The 21,817-nt window shown below is 62.9% G+C and carries 23 protein-coding genes and 1 other RNA gene; 14 read left to right on the top strand and 10 right to left on the bottom strand.

Annotated features, from left to right (window positions below; genetic code table 11):
- Positions 1–57: 57 nt before the first annotated feature.
- The 5 genes from CR152_RS14010 (at position 58) to CR152_RS13990 (ending at position 4,970) form a co-directional block, all read left to right on the top strand.
- Positions 58–2,142, top strand: a complete 2,085-nt coding sequence (locus tag CR152_RS14010; protein ID WP_099875457.1) for a M3 family metallopeptidase — start codon at positions 58–60, stop codon at positions 2,140–2,142.
- A 26-nt stretch (positions 2,143–2,168) separates the two neighbouring features.
- A complete protein-coding gene (locus CR152_RS14005) occupies positions 2,169–2,789 on the top strand; it encodes a glutaredoxin family protein (RefSeq protein WP_229413388.1) in 621 nt (206 codons plus the stop codon).
- A gap of 8 nt (positions 2,790–2,797) precedes the next feature.
- Complete coding sequence (locus tag CR152_RS14000; RefSeq protein ID WP_099875455.1) at positions 2,798–3,223, top strand: DNA polymerase III subunit chi; 426 nt, start codon at positions 2,798–2,800, stop codon at positions 3,221–3,223.
- Complete coding sequence (locus CR152_RS13995; protein ID WP_099875454.1) at positions 3,220–3,582, top strand: DUF2486 family protein; 363 nt, start codon at positions 3,220–3,222, stop codon at positions 3,580–3,582. The genes CR152_RS14000 and CR152_RS13995 overlap by 4 nt, the downstream gene beginning before the upstream one ends.
- A 242-nt stretch (positions 3,583–3,824) precedes the next feature.
- Positions 3,825–4,970, top strand: coding sequence for a branched-chain amino acid ABC transporter substrate-binding protein (locus tag CR152_RS13990; protein WP_099882323.1), 1,146 nt, complete (start codon positions 3,825–3,827; stop codon positions 4,968–4,970).
- Between the two features lie 122 nt (positions 4,971–5,092).
- On the opposite strand, the gene CR152_RS13985 is transcribed toward CR152_RS13990, so the two are convergent.
- The gene (locus CR152_RS13985; RefSeq protein ID WP_099875453.1) at positions 5,093–5,401 is read right to left on the bottom strand and encodes a c-type cytochrome; all 309 of its coding nucleotides are present in this window, start codon (positions 5,399–5,401) and stop codon (positions 5,093–5,095) included.
- 185 nt (positions 5,402–5,586) lie between these two features.
- Between CR152_RS13985 and CR152_RS13980 the strand changes: the two genes are divergently transcribed.
- Complete coding sequence (locus CR152_RS13980) at positions 5,587–5,817, top strand: TIGR04438 family Trp-rich protein (protein ID WP_099875452.1); 231 nt, start codon at positions 5,587–5,589, stop codon at positions 5,815–5,817.
- Between the two features lie 132 nt (positions 5,818–5,949).
- On the opposite strand, the gene ilvD is transcribed toward CR152_RS13980, so the two are convergent.
- Positions 5,950–7,635, bottom strand: a complete 1,686-nt coding sequence (gene ilvD, locus CR152_RS13975) for a dihydroxy-acid dehydratase (RefSeq protein WP_099875451.1) — start codon at positions 7,633–7,635, stop codon at positions 5,950–5,952.
- Between the two features lie 142 nt (positions 7,636–7,777).
- On the opposite strand from ilvD, the gene CR152_RS13970 reads away from it, so the two are divergent.
- Positions 7,778–8,695: a LysR substrate-binding domain-containing protein gene (locus CR152_RS13970; RefSeq protein ID WP_099875450.1), complete on the top strand. Its 918-nt coding sequence runs from the start codon at positions 7,778–7,780 to the stop codon at positions 8,693–8,695.
- Positions 8,673–9,512 (top strand): prolipoprotein diacylglyceryl transferase, encoded by an 840-nt coding sequence (gene lgt / locus CR152_RS13965; protein ID WP_099875449.1) that lies wholly within the window; start codon positions 8,673–8,675, stop codon positions 9,510–9,512. Before CR152_RS13970 ends, lgt begins: the two co-directional genes overlap by 23 nt.
- On the opposite strand, the gene CR152_RS13960 is transcribed toward lgt, so the two are convergent.
- The 5 genes from CR152_RS13960 to CR152_RS13940 form a co-directional block, all read right to left on the bottom strand.
- Entirely contained in the window at positions 9,463–10,266 is an 804-nt protein-coding gene (locus CR152_RS13960) for a sulfite exporter TauE/SafE family protein (protein ID WP_099875448.1), read from the bottom strand. The two genes, lgt and CR152_RS13960, sit on opposite strands and share 50 nt — an antisense overlap.
- Positions 10,267–10,454: 188 nt before the next feature.
- Positions 10,455–10,916 carry an EVE domain-containing protein gene (locus tag CR152_RS13955; protein ID WP_099875447.1) on the bottom strand — a complete coding sequence of 154 codons (462 nt, stop codon included), beginning with the start codon at positions 10,914–10,916 and terminating at the stop codon, positions 10,455–10,457.
- Between the two features lie 116 nt (positions 10,917–11,032).
- Positions 11,033–11,213: non-coding RNA, 6S RNA (gene ssrS, locus CR152_RS13950), on the bottom strand.
- Positions 11,214–11,257: 44 nt separating this feature from the next.
- Positions 11,258–11,569, bottom strand: a complete 312-nt coding sequence (locus CR152_RS13945; RefSeq protein ID WP_099875446.1) for a cell division protein ZapA — start codon at positions 11,567–11,569, stop codon at positions 11,258–11,260.
- Positions 11,566–11,862, bottom strand: a complete 297-nt coding sequence (locus tag CR152_RS13940; RefSeq protein ID WP_307718578.1) for a cell division protein ZapB — start codon at positions 11,860–11,862, stop codon at positions 11,566–11,568. Before CR152_RS13940 ends, CR152_RS13945 begins: the two co-directional genes overlap by 4 nt.
- Positions 11,863–12,279: 417 nt before the next feature.
- On the opposite strand from CR152_RS13940, the gene groES reads away from it, so the two are divergent.
- Both groES and groL read left to right on the top strand, forming a co-directional pair.
- Positions 12,280–12,570 carry a co-chaperone GroES gene (gene groES, locus CR152_RS13935; protein ID WP_054264305.1) on the top strand — a complete coding sequence of 97 codons (291 nt, stop codon included), beginning with the start codon at positions 12,280–12,282 and terminating at the stop codon, positions 12,568–12,570.
- Positions 12,571–12,647: 77 nt separating this feature from the next.
- A complete protein-coding gene (groL, locus tag CR152_RS13930; RefSeq protein ID WP_099875444.1) occupies positions 12,648–14,294 on the top strand; it encodes a chaperonin GroEL in 1,647 nt (548 codons plus the stop codon).
- Between the two features lie 92 nt (positions 14,295–14,386).
- Here groL and CR152_RS13925 read toward each other — a convergent pair whose 3' ends face one another.
- Positions 14,387–14,824 (bottom strand): OmpA family protein, encoded by a 438-nt coding sequence (locus tag CR152_RS13925; protein WP_157778478.1) that lies wholly within the window; start codon positions 14,822–14,824, stop codon positions 14,387–14,389.
- Positions 14,825–14,967: 143 nt separating this feature from the next.
- Here CR152_RS13925 and CR152_RS13920 point away from each other — a divergent pair, with 143 nt between their 5' ends.
- From CR152_RS13920 to CR152_RS13905, 4 genes are all read left to right on the top strand, one after another.
- The gene (locus CR152_RS13920; RefSeq protein ID WP_099875442.1) at positions 14,968–15,894 is read left to right on the top strand and encodes a LysR substrate-binding domain-containing protein; all 927 of its coding nucleotides are present in this window, start codon (positions 14,968–14,970) and stop codon (positions 15,892–15,894) included.
- Positions 15,895–16,034: 140 nt separating this feature from the next.
- Positions 16,035–16,892 (top strand): CmcJ/NvfI family oxidoreductase, encoded by an 858-nt coding sequence (locus CR152_RS13915; protein ID WP_099875441.1) that lies wholly within the window; start codon positions 16,035–16,037, stop codon positions 16,890–16,892.
- A gap of 17 nt (positions 16,893–16,909) precedes the next feature.
- A complete protein-coding gene (locus CR152_RS13910; RefSeq protein ID WP_099875440.1) occupies positions 16,910–17,539 on the top strand; it encodes a 2-hydroxychromene-2-carboxylate isomerase in 630 nt (209 codons plus the stop codon).
- Between the two features lie 39 nt (positions 17,540–17,578).
- Entirely contained in the window at positions 17,579–18,103 is a 525-nt protein-coding gene (locus CR152_RS13905) for a hypothetical protein (protein WP_208640120.1), read from the top strand.
- A gap of 18 nt (positions 18,104–18,121) precedes the next feature.
- Here CR152_RS13905 and CR152_RS13900 read toward each other — a convergent pair whose 3' ends face one another.
- Together CR152_RS13900 and CR152_RS13895 are read right to left on the bottom strand one after the other, a co-directional pair.
- Positions 18,122–19,966 carry a glucokinase gene (locus CR152_RS13900; protein ID WP_099875439.1) on the bottom strand — a complete coding sequence of 615 codons (1,845 nt, stop codon included), beginning with the start codon at positions 19,964–19,966 and terminating at the stop codon, positions 18,122–18,124.
- Positions 19,966–21,606, bottom strand: coding sequence for an alpha-amylase family glycosyl hydrolase (locus CR152_RS13895; RefSeq protein WP_099875438.1), 1,641 nt, complete (start codon positions 21,604–21,606; stop codon positions 19,966–19,968). The genes CR152_RS13900 and CR152_RS13895 overlap by 1 nt, the downstream gene beginning before the upstream one ends.
- Between the last annotated feature and the right edge of the window lie 211 nt (positions 21,607–21,817).

The following is a 21,817-nucleotide window of genomic DNA, read 5'->3' as shown; positions in this document are numbered from 1 at the left end:
CCTCGGGCTTGCCAGCGCGATTGACAAATTATTTGAAACCGACATGAGGAAAACACGATGACTACCGATACCAGCAATCCCCTGCTCGATTTCAGCGACCTGCCACGTTTTAACGATATCAAGCCGGAGCATGTCACGCCCGCCATCGACCAGCTGATCGCGCATGCGAGCGCGGTCGTGGCCGAGCTCGAAGCGCCCAGCGACGACGTGACCTGGGACAATTTCGTCATTCCGCTCGAAGAAGCGACCGAACAGCTGGGCCGCGCCTGGGGCGTGGTCAGCCACCTCAACAACGTGGTCGACACGCCCGAACTGCGCGCCACCTACAACGACAACCAGCCAAAAGTGACCGAATTCTGGACCGCGTTGGCCCAGAACGAAGCGCTGTTTGCCAAATACAAGGCGATCCGCGCAAGCGGCGCCTATGCAGCGCTGTCGCCGGCGCGCAAGCGCATCGTCGAAAACGCCCTGCGCGACTTCCGCCTGGGCGGCGCCGAACTGCCGGAATCGAAAAAGCAGCGTTTCGCCGAAATCCAGGAACAGCACGCCAGCATCTCGACCCGCTTCTCGGAAAACGTGCTCGACGCCACCAACGACTACAAGCTGATGGTCGAGAACGAAGCCGACCTGGCCGGCCTGCCGGACGACGTCAAGCAGGCCGCGCGCGCCGCCGCCGAGGCCGATGGCAAGGCCGGCTACCAGTTCACCCTGCATTTCCCGTCGTACTTCCCGATCCTGCAATTTGCCGACAAGCGCGAACTGCGCGAAACGATTTACCGCGCCAGCGCCACCAAGGCGTCGGAAATGGGTACCGTGTTCAGCGAGCTGGAGAAGTGGGACAACAGCAGCAACATCGCCAGTTTGCTGAAATTGCGCGACGAAGAAGCCAAATTGCTCGACTATCGCAATTTCGCCGAAGTCTCGCTGGTGCCGAAGATGGCCCAGAGCCCCGAGCATGTGATCGAATTCCTGGAAGACTTGGCACGCCGCGCGCGTCCGTTCGCCGAGCAAGACCTGGCCGAACTGCGCACCTTCGCCAAGGACGAGCTGGGCATCGACAAGCTCGAAGCCTGGGACCTGACCTACGCCTCGGAAAAACTGCGCGAACGCCGCTATGCCTTCTCGGCCCAGGAAGTGAAGGAATATTTTCCCGAGCCGAAAGTCGTCGACGGCCTGTTCCGCCTCGTGCAAAGCCTGTTCTCGGTCGAGATCAAGCCCGACACGGCCGCCGCCTGGCATCCGGACGTACGCTTTTTCCGCATCGAGCGCGACGGCAAGCTGGTCGGCCAGTTCTACCTCGACCTGTACGCCCGCAGCGGCAAGGGTGGCGGCGCCTGGATGGACGACGCCCGCGGGCGCCGCCTGCAAACCGGCGGTACCCTGCAAACGCCGGTGGCCTACCTGACCTGCAACTTCACGCCGCCGGCCACGGTTGACGGCCAGCTGCAGCCATCGCTGTTCACGCACGACGAAGTAACCACCCTGTTCCACGAATTCGGGCACGGTTTGCATCACATGCTCACGCAAGTGGACGAAATCGCCGTCTCCGGCATTTCCGGCGTGGAGTGGGATGCGGTCGAGCTGCCATCGCAGTTCATGGAAAACTTTTGCTGGGAATGGGATGTGCTGCAGCACATGACCGCCCACGTGAAGACTGGCGAGCCGCTGCCGCGCGCGCTGTACGACAAGATGCTGGCCGCCAAGAACTTCCAGTCCGGCCTGCAAACCCTGCGCCAGGTGGAGTTTTCGCTGGTCGACATGCACCTGCACTACGACTTCGATCCGGCCAGCGCGCAAACCGTGCAGGAACTGATCAACGACGTGCGCCAGAAGTTCTCGGTCATGATGCCGCCCGCATTTAACCGTTTCCAACACTCTTTCGGACATATTTTTGCCGGAGGGTACGCCGCCGGTTACTATAGCTACAAGTGGGCTGAAGTATTATCTGCCGACGCTTACGCCGCCTTTGAAGAAGCGGTCGAGGCGGGCGGCGGAGCCCTGTCCGAAGAAACCGGTAAACGCTTCCAGCAAGAGATACTGGCCGTCGGCGGTTCGCGCCCCGCGCTCGAATCGTTCAAGGCCTTCCGCGGCCGCGAGCCCAGTATCGATGCGCTGTTGCGCCACAGCGGCATGCAGTCCTGAAAGACCGTGCCAGCAGGAGAATTGTAATGACAGTAACAAAAAAGATGACTGGCACGATGATGGCGCTGCTGCTGTGCGCGGGCGGCGCCAGTGCACAGCAGATGTACAAATGGGTCGATGCCTCGGGCAAGGTCACGTTCAGCGACCAGCCGCCGCCGGCCAACACCAAGCCGGTGGAAATCAAGGCCGGCGTCGGCGGCGCGGCCAGCGTGCCCCTGCCGTATGCGCTGGCGCAGGCCGTGCGCTCGCAGCCGGTGGTGCTCTACACGCGCTCCAAGTGCGATTTTTGCGACCAGGCCCGTACCTTCCTGAAGGAGCGCGGCATTCCGTTTGCCGAGAAAACGGTGCAAACCCAGTCCGATGAAGCCAAGCTCAAGGAAGCCGGTAGCGATGGCCGCCTGCCTTTCATCAAGATCGGCCGCGCCAAATCGACCGGTTTTGAAGCGGGCGCATGGAATACCATGCTGACCGAAGCGTCCTACCCGGAAAAGAAAATCCTGCCGGCAACGTACCAGTACCCGAAACCGACCTCCGCCGCGCCACCGGAGCCGGTGGTGCCGAAAGTCGATGAAAAGGCCAAGGCTGCCCAGGATGCCGAACGCGCGCCGCCGCAGGAAAAGACATCCCCGCCCGGCTTCGTGTTCTGAGCACGCCGATGACGCGCATCGATTTCCATACCAACATCCCGGACAAGCTGAGCTACGCCTGCCGGCTGGCGCGCAAAGCCTATGCCAGCCGTGCGAAGGTGGTGCTGCTGGCCGAGGATGCGGCGCAGGCGCAAGCGCTGGACGAGGCCCTGTGGACCTTGTCGGAAACCGATTTCCTGCCGCACGTGATGGCCGGCGACCCGCTGGCCGCGCACACGCCCATCATCATCACCGACAGGGACGATGCCGAGCTGCCCCATTACGACATGCTGGTGAACCTGACGCGGGCCACGCCGGCCCAGCTCGGGCGATTCCAGCGCGTGTTCGAGATCATTTCCACCGATGACAGCGACGCCGCCGCCGGGCGCAAGCGCTACGTCGCCTACAAGCAGCAATCCTATCCACTGACTCACTTCGTCGCAGGCCAGTCATGACCCAGGCTCGTCCGTTCGATCCGAATATCCCCGTGCTGACGGAATTGTTTTCCGACAAAGGCGAGGCGCAAGCCGATCCGGCCGCGCAGCCGTCGGCGCAGGAACCCCTGCTGGCGGACTGGAGCGAGCCGGAATGGGCCCTGCTCGAACGTCGCCTGTCCGAGCGCATTCTCCAGCAAATCCAGGGAAGAGTCGACTTCGTGCTCGAACAGCGCCTGCGCGACAGCATGGAACAAGTGCTGCAGCACGCCGTGGCGGGGCTGACGGCCGAGCTGCGCACCGGCCTGCAGGACGCCATCGAGAGCATCGTGGTGCGGGCGGTGGCCCAGGAACTGAGCCATCTGCAGAGCCACAAATAGCCTGCCCGGCCTGCCCTCGCGGGCGGCGCCTTTCATTTGCTTACAAAACAGCGGTAATCCGGTGCACCCCGGCGTGCACGCAACGCCCGCACGCGCGTTTATGGTGAGAAGCCACAATTTCTTCCTTAAATTCTGACAATCGGCTTTGCGAAGCATTTAAATTGTTGTACCTTTTGCCCTACACAAAATTTTCGAAACGGCGCCATGAGCGCTGTCTGTTTTCAATCCAATGGAGAATGCACATGCAGTTCACGACCAAACTCATTCCACTCGCAATCGCCATGGCATTTGCCGCCAGCGCCAGCGCCCAGGACGTCGTCAGGATCGGCCACGTCGGTCCGATCTCGGGCGCCAGCGCGCACTTGGGCAAGGATAACGAGAACGGCGCCAAGATGGCCGTGGAAGAATTGAACGCCAAGGGCTTCATGATCAACGGCAAGAAGGTCAAGCTGGAACTGGTGCTGGAAGATGACGGCGCCGATCCCAAGCAGGGCACTGCCGTGGCGCAGAAGCTGGTCGATGCCAAGGTACAGGGCGTGATCGGCCACCTCAATTCGGGCACCACCGTGCCGGCCTCGCGGATTTACCATAACGCGGGCATTCCCCAGATTTCCCCTTCCTCCACGATTCCCGAGTACACCAAGCAAGGCTTCAAGTCGGCCTTCCGCGTGGTGGCCAACGACAACAAGCTTGGCGGCACCCTGGGCCGCTACGCGGTCGACACCCTGAAAGTGAGCAGTATTGCCGTCATCGATGACCGCTCGGCCTACGGCCAGGGCGTGGCCACCGAGTTCCTCAAGGGCGCCAAGGCAAAAAATCCGGCGATCAAGGTCGTGGGCAAGGAATTTACCAGCGCCACCGCGACCGACTTCACCGCCATCCTGACCTCGCTCAAAAACAAGAAGCCGGACCTGATCTTCTTCGGCGGCATGGATGCGGTCGGCGGCCCGATGCTCAAGCAAATGAAGGCACTCGGCATCAACGCCAAATTCATGGGCGGCGACGGGATTTGCACCGAATCGCTGGTGCGCCTGGCCGGTGATGGCGTGGGCGAAGGCAATGTCACCTGCGCCGAAGCAGGCGGCGTGACTGGCGAGCAGGAAAAATCGCTGGCGGACTTTGTGGCACGCTACAAAAAACGCTTCCCCAACGAGTCCGTCCAGCTGTACTCGCCATATGTGTACGACGCGGTGATGGTCATGGCGGCGGCAATGCAAAACGCCAAGTCGGCCGACCCGGTCAAGTACTTGCCTGAACTGCAGAAGATCAAGCATCAGGGCGTGACCGGCCTGATTCAGTTCGACGACAAGGGCGACATCAAGGATGGCGCGCTGACCATGTTCACCTTCAAAGGTGGCAAGAAGACCAAAATGTCGGTCGTCAAGTAAAGACCTTGCGCTGGCTGCAGCCCTGGCCGCGGCCAGCGCCGCAGCCAGAGCCGCAGGCATAAAAAAACGCGCTGCAGTGACAGCGCGTTTTTTCTATTGCGGATGATCGAGGAAGCAGCGGCTTATTTCTGTGCCAGGATCCATTTGACCAGGGTGCGGGCTTCAGCATCGCTCACTTGCGGATTGGCTGGCATCGGTACCGCGCCCCAGGCGCCGGCGCCGCCCTTGAGGACTTTGGCGGTCAGCTTGTTTTCAGCATCCTTCTGGCCGGCATACTTTGCCGCAACGTCCTTGTAGGCAGGTCCGACCAGCTTGTTCGCGACAGCGTGGCAAGCCATGCAATTTTTTGCTTTTGCCAAATCGGCGTTTGCCATGGCGCTCGACGAGGCCAGCGCCGACAACACCGTGAACAACATCAGGGACCGTTTCATGTATTTCTCCAGAGTGAACAACTGAATGCAATTTTACCGTGTTTCGGAAATCCGAATGTGCGGCCACACGCTCTATAACGGGTCAAGCCTGTGGACGGTTGACCCAACTATTTGCCCAGCGACACGATTTTACTGCCCCTCAGAGGCAATTGTTTGTAAGATATGCGTATGAAAAGGAGTTTGCCATGCCACTGATACTATTAATTGCAGCGCTTGTGGGCCTGCGCTATTTCGAAGTCTGGCGTTTTGCCGAGTTGTCGTGGTGGTGGGTGATTGGTTTGATGTTCGTGGCCTTCATCTGGTTCGAGTTCGTCGAAAAGATTTTCGGACTGGACAAGAAAAAAGCGCACAACGTCGATGAGGCACGGCGCAAGGCGCGTGTGAAGGAAGCGTTTGAGAAGGCGAATAAGAAGTAGGAGCTGTGGCGAGGGGGGGCGGACTTCATCACGGTCGCCCCGCGCCTGACGGCTCTGTAGTCCTCGACTGAGCAGAAAACTTGGGCCCCCGCCGAGGGCCGCCTTGGCGCGAGGGAGACGGTGTAAGGCTAATCAGCCCGTGACAGCACCTTTGCTGGCCGACGACGCCAGCGCCGCAAACTTGGCCAATACACCACGGGTATACCGCGGCGCCGGCTTGACCCAGTTAGCACGGCGGCGCGCAATCTCTTCATCGCTCACGTTCAGCTGAATCAGCTGCTGGTGCGCATCGATCGTCACCGAATCGCCCTCTTCCACCAACGCAATCGTGCCGCCATCGAACGCTTCCGGCGCCACGTGGCCCACCACCATGCCCCAGGTGCCGCCCGAGAAACGCCCGTCGGTAATCAAGCCCACCGATTCACCGAGCCCCTTGCCGATCAGCGCAGCGGTCGGCGCCAGCATTTCCGGCATGCCCGGACCACCCTTCGGCCCCAGGTAGCGCATCACCAGCACGTCGCCGGCCTTGATGCCGTCCGCCAGGATCGCATCCATGGCCGAATACTCGTCGTTGAACACGCGCGCAGGACCGGTGATCACCGGATTCTTCAGCCCGGTAATCTTGGCAACGCAGCCTTCCGGCGACAGATTGCCCTTGAGGATGGCCAGGTGCCCCTGCTGGTACAGCGCCTTGTCGATGGTGCGGATAACATCCTGCTTCGGGTCCGGTACCGACGGGATCTCGGCCAGTTCCTCGGCAATCGTGCGGCCGGTGATGGTGATGCAGTCGCCATGCAGCAAGCCGGCGTCGAGCAGCAGCTTGAGCACTTGCGGCACGCCGCCCGCCTTGTGCAGGTCGGTCGCCACGTACTGTCCGGACGGCTTGAGGTTGCAGATGACCGGCACTTTCTGGCGCACGCGCTCGAAGTCGTCGATGGTCCACTCGACCTCGGCCGCATGGGCAATCGCCAGGTAGTGCAGCACCGCGTTGGTCGATCCGCCCGTCGCCATGATCAGCGAAACCGCGTTCTCGATCGATTTGCGGGTGATGATGTCGCGCGGTTTCAAATCCTTTTTCACCGCTTCGACCAGCACGCGCGCCGATTCGGCGGCCGAGCCGACCTTTTCGTCGTCCGGATTGGCCATGGTCGACGAGTACAGCAAGCCCATCCCCAGCGCCTCGAACGAGGACGACATGGTGTTGGCCGTGTACATGCCGCCGCAGGAACCGGCCGACGGGCAGGCGTTGCGCTCGATGCCGTCGAAGTCTTCCTTCGACATGCGCCCGGCCGTGAATTCGCCCACCGCCTCGAACGCTGAGACGATGGTCAGATCCTTGCCCTTCCAGTTGCCCGGCTTGATGGTGCCGCCGTACACGTAAATGCCCGGCACATTGGTGCGCGCCAGGGCGATCATCCCGCCCGGCATGTTCTTATCGCAGCCGCCGATCACGACCACGCCATCCATCCACTGGCCGTTCACGCACGTTTCGATGCAATCGGCGATCACTTCGCGCGAGATCAGCGAATATTTCATGCCTTCGGTGCCCATCGACATACCGTCCGAGATGGTCGGGGTGCCGAACACCTGCGGATTGGCGCCGGCGGCCTTGACGGTGGCAATCGCAATGTCGGCCAGCTTTTGCAGGCCCGAGTTGCATGGCGTGATGGTCGAGTGGCCGTTGGCGATGCCGATCATCGGCTTGTCGAAATCCTCGGTTTCATAGCCCATGGCGTAGTACATCGAGCGGTTCGGGCTGCGCGAGACGCCTTCGGTGATGTTGCGGGAACGACGGTTATAGCGTGGCTGGTCTGACATGGCTTCACTCCGGTGATGATCTGGTGTTGATCTAATATTGCCAAGAATGCCTTGCAGCCGGGCGCGCGTCAAATATATCATTTGCATTGCTGTGAGTCGCAACGCATATCACAACACCTTCTTCACATGGAAAAGCATATCGATGAACCTGGAACTGCGCCAGTTGCGCTATTTTGTCGCCGTCGCTGAAGAACTTCACTTCGGCAAGGCCGCGCTGCGCCTGCACATGACTCAGCCGCCGCTGTCGCAAACCATCCAGGGCCTCGAAGACTTGCTGGGCGCGCCGCTGTTCGCGCGCAGCCGGCGCGCGGTCGAACTGACCCCGGCCGGCCAGGCCCTGCTGCCCGAAGCGCGCCGCATCCTGGCCGCCAGCGCGTTTCTCCCCACCCTGGTGCGGCGCGCGGCCGGCGGCGAGGCGGGCCGCCTGTCGCTGGCGTTTGTGTCCTCGGCCGATTACAGCGTGCTGCCGCCCTTCCTGCGCAGCTACCGCGCGGCGTTTCCGCAGGTCCAGATCGCGCTGCAGGAAGCCACCTCGGACGTGCAGATCGACGACTTGCTGCACGGGCGCATCGACGCCGGCCTCCTGATTCCGCCGCTGCCGGACAAGGCGCGCCTGGAACTCGATTACCTCAAGGTGTTGACCGAGCCGCTGATCGCCGCCCTGCCGGCCGGCACCAGCGGGGCCGCCGGGGATGCGCCGGTAGCGCTGGCGGCCTTGCCGCCGCTGCCGCTGATTATCTTTCCGCGCCCCATCGCCCCGGCCCTGCACGATGCGATCCTGGGGTGCTTTCGCGCGGCCGGCATCACGCCCGAGATCGGGCAGGAAGCGATCCAGATGCAGACCATCGTCAGTCTGGTGTCGGCCGGCATGGGGATGGCACTTGTGCCACAATCGGTGTCCAATCTGATGCGGCCCGGCGTAGAATACCGGGCCCTGCGCGAACCGACGCCGCAGGTGGAAACCGGGCTGGCCTGGCGGCGCGACGCCGTCTCGCCGGTCTTGCAGGGTTTTTTGGATTTACTGAGGAAAAATACTGATGCTGACCCACCCGATGCCTGACCCCGTCGCCTTTTCGCTCGGCCCGCTGCACGTGCACTGGTACGGGCTGATGTACGTGCTGGCGTTCGCCATGTTCCTCGCGCTCGGACGCGTGCGCATCAAGCAAGCGCATATCGCCGCGCGTGGCTGGAAAAAAGAAGACCTGGACGACATGCTGTTCTACGGCATGCTCGGGGTGATCATCGGCGGGCGCCTGGGCGAAGTGTTCTTTTACCAGCCGGCCCGCTTCATGGCCGATCCGGTGGCCATCTTCAAGGTCTGGGAGGGCGGCATGTCCTTCCACGGCGGTTTTCTCGGCGTGCTGGTGGCCATGGCGCTGTGGGCGCGCAAGGCAAGGCGCAACCTGCTGGACGTCTACGATTTCATCGCGCCGCTGGTCCCGCTCGGCTACGCGGCCGGGCGCATGGGCAACTTCATCAACGCCGAACTGCCGGGCCGCGTGGCCGACGCCAGCCTGCCGTGGGCCATGCTGTGGCCGGGCGTGCAGGGGCCGCGCCATCCGTCGCCGCTGTACCAGATGATCGTCGACGGGCTGGTGGTGTTCGTGCTGCTGTGGATGTATGCGCGCAAGGAACGCCCGCGGCTGGCCGTGGGCGCCATGTTTACGCTGCTGTACGGCTGCGCGCGCTTCTTCACGGAATATTTCCGCGTACCGGACTGGCAGATCAGCGTGGCCGGCTTGCCGGTCACGTCGGGACAGATGCTGTCGCTGCCGATGATCATCGGCGGCGTGGCCATGCTGGTCTGGGCCTACCGCAGCGGTGCGGTCAGTGAAACGCCTTCCACAGCATATAGCCGGCCAGCGCATACAAAATAAAGGCGAAGATGCGCTTTAACGTCTGTACCGGCATGCGGTGCGCGGCGCGCGCCCCGAGCGGCGCGGCCAGCACGCTGGCGGCGGCGATGACGGCCAGCGCGGGCAGGTAGATGTAGCCGAGCGAATACGGCGGCAAGCCAGGCTGGTCCCAGCCGAACCAGATGTTCGACAAGGTGCCCGAGAGCGCAATCGGAAAGCCCAGCGCGGCGCTGGTGGCCACGGCCTGATGAATCTTGACGTTACACCAGGTCATGAACGGAATCGACATGAAACCGCCGCCCGCCCCCACCACGCCCGACACCACGCCGATCGCGCCGCCCGCCGCGAACATGCCTGGCGCCTGCGGCAGCTCGCGCGCGCCGGCCGGCTTCTTCCCGCTCAGCATCTGCGTGGCCGAAAACGCCACGAACGCGGCGAACACCAGCGCCAGCGCGGTGGTGTTGAGCTGCTTGCCCAGCCACGGCCCGACCCAGGAGCCGGCCACGATGCCGGGCGTGAGCATGCGCACGATCGGCCACACCACCGCGCCATGCGCGTGATGCGCGCGCACCGATGACAGCGAGGTGAACATGATGGTGGCCAGCGAGGTGGCGATCGCCATGTGCACCACCGCCTCGGGCGGGAAATGCTGGGCGGTGTAGATCATGGTGATGAAGGGCACCAGCACCATGCCGCCGCCGATGCCCAGCAAGCCGGCCGCGAAGCCGCCGGCGGCGCCCATGGCCAGAAGGATCAGAATCAGGCTCCAGTCCATCGGCCTCCCGCTGGGATAGGCGTCGTTGCAGGTGCAGTCGTCATGGTGCGCTCTTGATGGCTTGTGGTTATTTGCAAGCCACGCACAGACTTGCCCGAGAAACCATTCTACCGCGCTAGCGCTGCGGCAGCTGGAGGCGCCCCGCCATCAGCTGCGCGCGTCGCGTTCGATCTTGAGCAGGATGCCGGCTAGCGGCCCAGCAAGGCGTCGATGGCATGCCATTCGTGCGGCTCGACCGGCATGACCGACAGGCGGCTGCCCTTGGCCAGCAGGCGCATGCCGGCCAGCTCGGGAATGGTGCGCAGCTCTTTCAGGCTCAGCAGCGCGGTCTTGCGCACGGCGCGCACGTCGACGCTGATCCAGCGCGGCTGTTCGCGGGTGGCCTTGGGGTCGTAATACGGACTGGCGGGGTCGAACTGGGTGGCGTCCGGATAAGCGTTCGAGCACACCTCGACGATGCCGGCGATGCCCGGCTCGGCGCAGCTGGAATGGTAGAACAGCACCAGGTCGCCTTCGCGCATGGCGTCGCGCATGAAATTACGCGCCTGGTAATTACGCACGCCGAACCAGGCCACCGTGCGATCCGGCGCGGCCAGCACGTCGTCGATACTCACTTCGTCCGGTTCGGACTTCATCAACCAATAAGCCATGTATGCCACTCCGTCGGCGCGTCGCCATTGGCGGCGCGCCGTTGCCAAGCATTGACAAAGCGCGCGCCCATAAAAAAACGGTTGCGCACCGAATGCTTGCAACCGCTTATGAAAATCAGAGCCCCGCCTGTGCCGTTTTTGCCGGCATCCCGAACCTAATGGTTCAAGGTGGTCGCAGTTAGTCCAATTTCGGGTTCGTCGGACAAGCGACGCTCACTCCCATCGAACAAAATTCCGCAACCGGTGCACATAAATGGTTCAAGGAATATATGGCAATCGCGAACACCGCAGGGTGAGACGGAGTTTACTCCGATGTGCCGTCATGTCAAACGAAATTAGCCTCAGAACAGATTTTCTTGGGGGGTCAGGGCGTTATCGAGGACCGTGTGCATGTCGCCGAGTTTCTGCTTGACTTCCAAAATCGACATTTCGGAAAGCGGTCCTTGCGGGGTTTTCACCGACAGGAATTCGGCGGCCACGCTGAGCGCGGCCATGACGGCGATGCGATCATTTCCCTTGACCTTGCCCGAATCGCGCAAGCCGCACATTTTGCCGTCGAGATAGCTCACCGCTTCCAGCAAGGTGCGTTCCTCGCCTTCCTTGCACATGAGGCGGTAGGAGCTTCCCATGATCGTGACATTGAGCTCGGTCATTGTGCAACCTCATCATGCTGTACAAGCGGTGCAGGCGGCGCATTCGGATCGGGCATTTGCGAGAGCAAGGCTTCAAGCCGGCGCTGCACTTCATGCATGCGTCCCACGCATTCCTCGTTTTCGGCGCACAGCGCCATATTCGACTGGCGCAGTTCGGCATTGGTCTGGCGCAGCTGCGCGTTCTCGCTGCGAAGTGAGAGGGTCAACGCGGCAAGCCGGTCAATTTTTTCGGATAGTTCGTCGAATTCAGAAATCATCCCGTAACTATAGGGGTGTGAATGAAAGTCCGTCAACCGAATCAGTAACAGGGGTAGACGATTGATGTAAGGGGATGTAATAGCGCCCGGCTGAATCGGCCGCGCCCGGACCGATTCATTACCGCCTTTTCAGACTTGGCGCAAACCGGAAGTTGCGCCGGCAAGTGCGCAGGATGCGGGGAACCGCATTCCCGCGCAGCGTTGAGATCTCTCCAGTTTACGGTGCCGCGGCGGGCCCGCGGTTTGCGCCAGATCAAGCTCGTCTGTTAAATAGTCAACAGGACGCCTTGAAAAACACCTTGACCGTCCCTATAATTAGCACTCGTTAGTAGAGAGTGCTAACAACTCTTTCTAGTCTCCGCGGCAACACCGCGAGACATGTTGAAACACCGGGAACGCCTGTGGCGGTCCTGACCAATAGCTACTAAACCACTGAATATTAAGGAGTTTTGCATGAACCTTCGCCCATTGCACGATCGCGTTATCGTCAAGCGTCTCGACCAGGAAACCAAAACTGCGTCCGGCCTCATCATTCCTGACGCAGCTGCTGAAAAACCGGATCAAGGCGAAATCTTGGCTGTCGGCAACGGTAAAGTCCAGGATGACGGCAAAGTACGCGCGCTGGAAGTGAAAGTCGGCGACCGCGTCCTGTTCGGCAAATACTCCGGCCAAACCGTCAAAGTCGACGGCGAAGAGCTGCTGGTGATGCGTGAAGAAGACATCATGGCCGTCCTGGTCAAGTGATCTTCAACTAGTCCGCGCACGACCTTTCATTAAGAATTCCACGCGATAGAAATCTACGCACAACGGAGAAAATAAACATGGCAGCTAAAGATGTAGTATTCGGCGACGCAGCGCGCGCCAAAATGGTTGAAGGCGTCAATATCCTCGCCAACGCAGTCAAAGTCACCCTGGGCCCGAAAGGCCGCAACGTGGTGCTCGAGCGCTCGTTTGGCGCGCCGACCGTCACCAAGGATGGTGTCTCGGTCGCCAAGGAAATCGAACTCAAAGACAAGCTCATGAACATGGGCGCGCAAATGGTCAAGGAAGTTGCTTCCCGTACCAGCGACAACGCCGGCGACGGCACCACCACCGCGACCGTGCTGGCACAAGCCATCGTGCGCGAAGGCATGAAGTTCGTTGCCGCCGGCATGAACCCGATGGATCTGAAGCGCGGCATCGACAAGGCAGTTGCTGCCACCGTCGAAGAGCTGGCCAAGATCTCCAAGCCATGCACCACCACCAAGGAAATCGCCCAGGTTGGCGCGATCTCCGCCAACTCGGACTACTCGATCGGCGAGCGCATCGCTGAAGCGATGGAAAAAGTCGGCAAGGAAGGCGTTATCACCGTTGAAGACGGCAAGTCCCTGAACGACGAACTCGACATCGTCGAAGGCATGCAGTTCGACCGCGGCTACCTGTCGCCGTACTTCATCAACAACCCGGACAAGCAAGTTGCCATCCAGGACAGCCCGTTCGTCCTGCTGTGCGACAAGAAGATCTCGAACATCCGCGATCTGCTGCCGATCCTGGAACAAGTCGCCAAAGCCGGCCGTCCACTGCTGATCATCGCGGAAGACATCGAAGGCGAAGCACTGGCCACCCTGGTTGTGAACAACATCCGCGGCATCCTGAAAACCTGCGCAGTCAAAGCCCCAGGCTTCGGCGACCGTCGCAAGGCCATGCTGGAAGACATCGCTGTCCTGACCGGCGGCCAGGTGATCGCTGAAGAAGTCGGCCTGACCCTGGAAAAGGTCACCCTGGCAGAACTCGGCCAAGCCAAGCGCGTTGAAGTGGGCAAGGAAAACACCATCATCATCGACGGTGCCGGCCAGGCAGAAGCGATCGAAGCGCGCGTCAAGCAAGTGCGCGTTCAGATCGAAGAAGCAACGTCGGACTACGACCGTGAAAAACTGCAAGAGCGCGTTGCCAAGCTGGCAGGCGGCGTTGCAGTGATCAAGGTTGGCGCAGCCACCGAAGTCGAAATGAAAGAAAAGAAAGCACGCGTTGAAGATGCACTGCACGCAACCCGCGCTGCCGTGGAAGAAGGCATCGTTCCTGGCGGCGGCGTTGCCCTGCTGCGCGCTCGTGCCAACATCAAGGTCAAAGGCGACAATCCTGACCAGGAAGCCGGCATCAAGATCGTCCTGCGCGCCATGGAAGAGCCACTGCGCATGATCGTTCAAAACGCTGGCGAAGAATCGTCGGTGGTTGTTGCAGCAGTGTTGGCCGGCACCGGCAACTACGGCTACAACGCAGCGAACGGCACCTACGGCGACATGGTCGAAATGGGTGTTCTGGATCCAGCAAAAGTCACCCGTTCGGCACTGCAAAACGCAGCCTCGATCGCTGGCCTGATGCTGACCACCGACGCCATGGTATGCGAACTGGCTGAAGACAAGCCAGCTGGCGGCATGGGCGGCATGGGTGGTATGGGCGGCATGGGTGGCATGGACGGCATGATGTAATTGCCGGACGCGCCGGAGCGGCTGGTCCGCTTCCGGCGTCACCGAACAGCCTGCAAGGTTTGCGCCTTGCAGGCTTTTTTACGTCTGTCTGCTTACTGCTCGGCGGCTCCGGCTCTAGGTCCCACCAGCTGCACCTCGACCCGGTTATTGCGGGCGCGCCCTTCGCGCGTGTCGTTCTCGGCCACTGGCAGGCGCTTGGCCTTGCCTTCGGTATAAATGCGGATGCGCTCGAATCCTTTGTCGGCCAGATATTTTTTTACGGCTTCGGCGCGCTGCACCGACAGCGTCTGCGCCCTGGCGTCGCTAAGCAGCGCATCGGTGTGGCCGATGGCCATGATCAGCTCCGGCGCGAGTTCGCCACTCTTGCTGACCACCTGGTCGAGAATCGATACCGCATCGGCCGACAGGCGCGCGCTGCCGCTGTCGAAAAACACTTCGGTCGCGAACTGGACCTTGGCCGGTTCAGCGCGCACGGCGGCCGGCAGCGCACACGCCAGGCAAACCGAGAGCGCGGTCAAAATGTGTCGCATGGCAAAGACCTTCCCCGAGTGAAGTAGAGCGACGACTGTAACGCGAACTTGCCTGATTGACAAGCAGTACGCTTCGGCCCGTGTCTGAATACCAGACCTGGCGGCGGGCGCTGGTATGCTGGCGTTTTGCATGAGGAGGGCGCATGTCGGATTCGCTGGTTCCCCTGGCGGCCATGATGGAGCCGCTGCGCGGTTTCGTGGCGGTCGGGCGGCGCATGAGCATCACCCTGGCGGCCGCCGACCTGTGCCTGACCCAGTCGGCCCTGAGCCGCCAGATCCAGGCGCTCGAACAGCGGCTCGGCGTGCGCCTGTTCGTCCGCACCCATCGCGCGATCGCCTTCACGCCGGCCGGGGAAAGGCTGTTCCAGAGCGCTGACGGCGCGCTCCGGCAGTTGCAGGACGCCTGCGCCGCCATCAAGCCGTCGGCGCGCAACGGGCAAGTGGCGCTGAGCGCGAGCATCGGGGTGACCGGCCTGTGGCTGCTGCCGCGCCTGGGAAGCTTCCAGCAGCAGCACCCCGGCATCGATCTGCGCGTGGCCGCCAACAACCGCATCCAGGACCTGGAACGCGAAGGGCTCGACCTGGCGATCCGCTATGCACCGCTGGCCGCCGTTGCGCCCCACTCCACGCTGCTGTTTCGCGAAACGATCGCGCCGGTGGCCCACCCGTCGCTCGGCATCACGCGTCTTGACGGACCCGCCGATCTGGCCGGCCTCACCTTGCTCGAATTCGATCATCCGGGCCAGCCCTGGCTGCACTGGAAGGACTGGCTGCAGGCCGCCGGGCCTGACCGGGCGCGACCAAGCCTGGCCGGACCGAAAAGCATCCTGCGCTTCAATCAGTACGATCAAGTGATCCAGTCGGCCCTGGCCGGCCATGGCGTCGCGCTTGGCCGCATCGAGCTGATCGAGCCGATGCTGCGCGCGGGCCGGCTGGTGCAACTGCCCTGCTCCCGACTCGCTTCCCCCTGCGAGCACGCCTACTGGCTGGTGCGCGCCGTCGCCGAGCCGCGTGCGGACGTCGGCGCGGTGATCGACTGGATCGTCAACGAAGCTGCGGCCGTCAACTGAAGCGGCACGAGCCGCTGCGCCACGCATGCGCCGCATGCATGCGAACACGGCGCGTTCTGCGCTTGAGCGCATGCCGCCGGCGGGTTTCAATGAACGGGTCGAACGGGAATCGTCCCGGCGACACCCCCAGGAGACTCCGCATGAACGCCCCCTTCGCCCTGCCCGCGCAAGCCGGATCAGTCCAGGCCACGCTCGCCTACATGCATCCGCCGGCCGCCGGCCCGTTCAACTATGCCTGCGAACCGCCGCCCGGCCAGCCATGGCAGAACTACGACGCCGACCGCCGCACGGTGTGCATCGGCGACGCCCGGCTGCTGGCAACTGCGCCATCGGTGCATGCCGACGGCTTCGTCCTGTGCGACGCGCCGGTCGACAAACGCAGCTTCCTGACCGACGACGACATCGTGCGGTTTTATTATCCCGAGGTGGCCGAACTGGCCTGCGCCGTCACCGGCGCGACCCGCGCCCGCGTATTCGACCATCTGGTGCGCCATTGCCGCCCCGGCGCCGGCGCACCGGGATTCGGACGTGCGGACCGGGGCCAGCCGGCCGGTCCCAACGGCTGCGTCCACAACGACTACACCGATCATTCCGGCGACAAGCGCCTTGGCCTGGTCTTCGGCGAACTGGCCGCGCAGCTGCACGGACGGCGCTACAGCATCGTCAATGTGTGGCGCTCGATCCGCGCCCCGGTGCTCGACACGCCGCTGGCCGTGTGCGACGCCCGCAGCGTGGCCGCGCAGGACATGGTCGAGGCCGAGGTACGCTATCCGCGCCGCACCGGCGAAATCTATCTGGCGCGTTATTCGCCCCTGCACCGCTGGTTCTATTTTCCGGCCATGCATCCGGACGAGGCGCTGGTCTTCAAGCAGTATGATTCCCAACGCAGCGGGGCGGCCCGCTTCACGCCGCATGCCGCGTTCGAGCATCCCGACGCGCCGCCCGGCGTGCCACCGCGCGTGAGCATCGAAGCGCGCTGCCTCGTCATTTACGATTAACCAAGCAAGGAGACGTCATGCTTACCAATGATCCGCAGATCGAATTCTGGTTCGATTTCGGCAGCAATTACAGCTATCTGACTACCATGCGCATCGAGGCGCTGGCCGCCGCGCAGGGCGTGCGCGTGCTGTGGAAGCCATTTTTGCTCGGGCCCGTGTTCAAGTCCCTGGGCTGGACCACGTCGCCCTTCGTGCTGCAAAAGGAAAAAGGCGCCTACGTGTGGCGCGACATGCAGCGCCAGTGCGATAAATACGGCTTGCCGTGGACGCAGCCGGGCACCTTTCCGCGGCGCGCGCTGCTGCCGCTGCGCGTCGCCCTGCTTGGTGCCGGCGAAGCGTGGATCGGCGCGTTTTGCCGCCGCATCATACAATGCAATTTCGTCGAGGACCGCGAGATCGATGACGCGGCCCTGGTCGGCGAGATCCTCACCGCGCTGGGCCTGGACGCCGCCGCCCTGATCGCCGCCGCCGGCACCGACGAGAACAAGCTGGCCATGCGCGCCCAGGGCGAGGAAGCCATGCGGCGCGGCGTGTTCGGCGCGCCGATGTTCTTTGCCCGGGACGAGATGTTCTGGGGAAACGACCGGCTGGAGGATGCCGTTGCGTGGGCCGCTGGCCATGTTGCTCCCCGTATAGTTTTGGCGTAGTATGACCACAACATCAACGTGCCTTTGCAGCCCACATCTATGTCCGGATCGTCGAAAAAAGTAGTCCTGCTGTTTGCCATGATCGCCCTGGTCGCCGCGGGCGCCGTGGTGTACCACCGGTACCATGAATCGGCCCATGCGCCGACCCCGGTGGCCGCCAGTGCCAAGCCGGGGGCGCAGATCGCGCGCACCAAAGCGCAGGCGATCGATGCGCTGATGGCGCTGCCGGAGCTGAAAGCCTGGTCGGCGCATATCGAGAAATCCTCGGGCGGAACCGCGCGTGGCGCGGTGCTCGACGACGAGACCGCGATGAAGGTCATCAACGGCAAAAATTACTGGACCCTGAGCTTCGTCGAAAACAGCAAGGATGCGGCTCATCGCTGGGAGACTTTTCTGGTTGCCGCCACAGGCGACGAGATTCTGGTCGACGACATGAACGACGACCGCCAGCTCACGCTGGCCCAGTGGCGCACCGAAACGCGCCCGATGGAGCGCATTGCTAAAGAAGCGGCGCCCGCGCCAACCGAGACTGGCCCGACTCCGGTTCCGGCTCCTCCGCCTTGATTGATGCCGGCGGGTGCCCTACCCGCCCAGGTGCGAAATCTGCGTGTGGCGGTTGCCGCCGTCCGGTTGCCCGTCGGCGCCGAGCGAAATCCCGACCGACAGAATATCGATCAGCAGCAGCTGCATGATCCGCGAGATCATCGACAGGAAGCTGGTGCTGTCTTCCGCATGATCGACCGCCAGGCACACCGTGGCCTTCTTGGCCAGGGGCGAGCCGCTGCTGGTCATCGCAATCACATCGGCGCCGGCCGCGCGCGCCGCATCCACGGCGGCCAGCAGTTCGGGCAAGCGCCCGGAATTTGAAATCGCAATGACCACATCGCCCGGCTTGAGCAGTTCGGCCGCGAGCGTGAACAGGTGCGAGTCGCCGTACGAGGCGGTCGGAATGCGGAAGCGGAAAAACTTGTGCTGGCCGTCCAGCGCCACCACCCGTGAATTGCCCATCGCGTAAAACTCGACCCGGTGCGCGTGGGTCAGCAGTTCGATGGCGCGGTCGAGCGCGCGCACGTCGAGCTGGTCGCGGAACTTGAGGATCGCCGAGACGGTGTTGTCGATCACCTTGGCCGACACGTCATGCGTGCTGTCGCCGCCGCGCACCTGGCTGTGGCGCACGGGAATGGCGCCGGTCAGGCTGCTGGCGAAGCGCAGCTTGAAGTCGGCCAGGCCCAGGAAGCCGAGCGAACGGCAGAAGCGGATCACGGTCGGCTGGCTCACCTCCGCCAGGCGCGCGATATCGGCAATCGGCTCATTGAGCACAAGGCGCGGCTGCTCCAGTACCAGGCTGGCCACGCGCTGCTCGGCGGGCGTCAGTTCGTGCTGCAGATGCTGGACGCGCTCCATCAGCGTATTGGCGCCGCTGCGCCCGCGCAGGTGCTCCGACAAAATCGTCGCCACGCCGTGAAAGGCCGGATTGGGCGTGGTGATGACGTAGGTGGGAATATCGGCCAGGTAGGTAGAAAAGCGCCCCTTGGCCTCGAAGCGGCTGCGAAACGGCGAACCGGCAAACAGCTCGCCCATGCGCGGCACGATGCCCCCGCCAATGAAGATGCCGCCAAACGCGCCCAGGGTCACCGCCAGGTTGGCCGCGGCGCCGCCCAGCATGCCGCAGAAGCACTCGATCACCTCCAGGCACAGCGGGTCCTTGTCGTCGACGGCGCCGGCGATGATCTCGGGCGAGGTGCGCGGCGCGACCGCCACGCCGTTGCGCTGCGCCAGCGCACGGTAAATGATTTCCATGCCGGGTCCGGAAATCAGGCGCTCGTTCGATACGTGCGGCCACTCCTTCCAGGCAAACTGCAGGATCGCGAATTCGCGCTCGTCGGCCGGCGCGAAATTGACGTGACCTCCTTCGCTGCCGAGGGTGACAAAGCCATCGACCGTGGGAATCACGCCCGACACGCCCAGGCCGGTGCCGGGACCGAGCACGCCGATGACGGCATTGCCGGCCGCCGTGCCGCCGCCGACCTTCATCAGGTCGTCCGGCGTCAGGCCCGGCAGCGCCATCGCCAGGGCCGTGAAGTCGTTGACGATCAACAGCGTGTGCAGCCCCAGTTCGCGCCGCACCGCATCGGTGGAAAACTCCCAGGCGCGGTTGGTCATGCGCACCTGGTCGCCGTTGACCGGGTTGGCGACAGCCAGCGCCGCATGGTTCAGCACCATGCCGGCATGGTCGGCCAGGTAAAAGCGCAGCAGCGCCACGATGCCCTCGAAGTCGTCGCACTTGAGCACCCGCACCGAGCGAAATACGCCGGGCGCGGTCTGCAGCGCAAAACGCGCATGGGTCGCGCCGATGTCGGCCAGCAGGCGCGGGCCGTCGGCAAAGGCCGTGCGGCCGAATTTTTCGGGATCCGGCTGCTCGTTCATCAGTTCTTGGTACCGAACCACGCGCCATACGCCGGCAAGGTCAGCGTGCTGCCTTCGGCGCTGCCATGCAGGCCGTGGCCGATCATCGAGACCGCATCCAGGGCGTCGGCAAACTCGTAGGTGACCGGGTCCGGGCCGAGGTTGAACACGGCCAGCACGCTCGCGTGGCCGGCCAGGTCGCGGCGCAGCGCCAGCACGGGTTCAGGCGCGTCGAAGAAGACGATCTCGCCGCGCGTGAGCTGCGGCTGCTGGCGGCGCCAGGCGATGATGCGGCGCGCGAAATTGAGCGGCGAGTCCGTATCGGTTTCCTGTGCGCTGGCGGCCGACGCGATGTGTTCTTCAGCCACCGGCAGCCACGGCGTACCAGTGGTGAAGCCGGCGTTGGGCAGTTCGGCGGTCCAGGGAATCGGCGTGCGGCAGCCGTCGCGGCCCTTGAACTCGGGCCAGAAGGTGATGCCGTACGGGTCCTGCAGCAGCTCGAACGGCACGTCCGCCTCGGTCAGCGCCAGTTCGTCGCCCTGGTACAGGCACGGCGTGCCCTTGAGCGAGAGCTGCATCGCCAGCACCAGCTTGGCCAGCGCATGGGTCGGCGCGGCGCCGCCCCAGCGCGTCATGACGCGGATGCTGTCGTGGTTACCGACCGACCATGAGGCCCAGCCGCCCTTGACGCGCGCCTCGAATTCTTCGACCTGGCGCCGCACGTGGCCTGCCGAGAATTCAGGCGTGAGCAGATTGAAGCTGTACGCCATGTGCAGCTTGTCGCCGTCGGCCGTGTAGTCGGCCATGACGCCGAGCGCATCGTCCGCCCCCACTTCGCCGATGGCGACCGCGCCGAATTCGTCCAGCAGCACGCGGATTTTCTGCAGAAAGGCCAGGTTCTCCGGACGCGTCTTGTCGTAGACGTGCGCCTGCATGCCGTACGGGTTCACATCGGTGACGGTGGAGGTGTCACGATTGGTGGCGGCCGGATTGCTGCGCAGTTCAGGATCGTGGAAGTGGAAATTGCAGGCGTCCATGCGCACGCCGTCCACGCCGCGCGCCAGCCAGAAACGCAGGTTGTCCAAATGCGCCTGCTGCACGTCGGGATGGTGGAAATTCATGTCCGGCTGGCTGACCAGGAAGTTATGCAGGTAGTACTGCTTGCGCCGGCTGTCCCACTGCCACGACGAGCCGCCGAACACCGACAGCCAGTTATTCGGCGGATTGCCGTCCGCGAGCGGGTCGGCCCACGCGTACCAGTCGGCCTTGGGATTGTCGCGGCTCTTGCGGCTCTCGGCGAACCACGGGTGGATGTCGGCGGTGTGCGAGAGCACCTGGTCAATCATGATCTTCAGGCCCAGGCTGTGCGCTTTGGCGATCAGCGCGTCGAAGTCGTCGAGGGTGCCGAACATCGGGTCGACGTCGCAATAATCGGCCACGTCGTAGCCGAAGTCCTTCATCGGCGACGTAAAGAACGGGGAGATCCATACGATATCGGCGCCCAGGCCGGCGATGTAGTCGAGTTTTTCGGTAATGCCGGGCAGGTCGCCGATTCCGTCGCCATTGGTATCACGGAAACTGCGTGGATAAACCTGATAAATGACGGCCTCGCGCCACCATGGCGTATTTTGTTCGGAGTGCAGCGAATTATCTTTGTTCATGATGGGCGCCCATAGGAGTTTTTGTACATAATATACATCAAGCCAAGGGATTTTACAATTTACAGCACAAAACAGTGATATCGAGAAATTTCCTTTTATTTCAATAACTTATGCCAAATGCATCGACACTGACGCAATGGATTCAGTAGTCAAACTACAGGCATACCCGGTACCGACCGGTACTGTTGTAACGACGCGCCCGGGGACTGCG

The organism is Massilia violaceinigra (assembly GCF_002752675.1).
In the GTDB taxonomy this organism is placed as follows: Bacteria; Pseudomonadota; Gammaproteobacteria; order Burkholderiales; family Burkholderiaceae_D; genus Telluria_A; species Telluria_A violaceinigra.
Note: the sequence above shows the minus strand (reverse complement) of the source record. Positions and strands in the feature narration are given on the sequence as shown.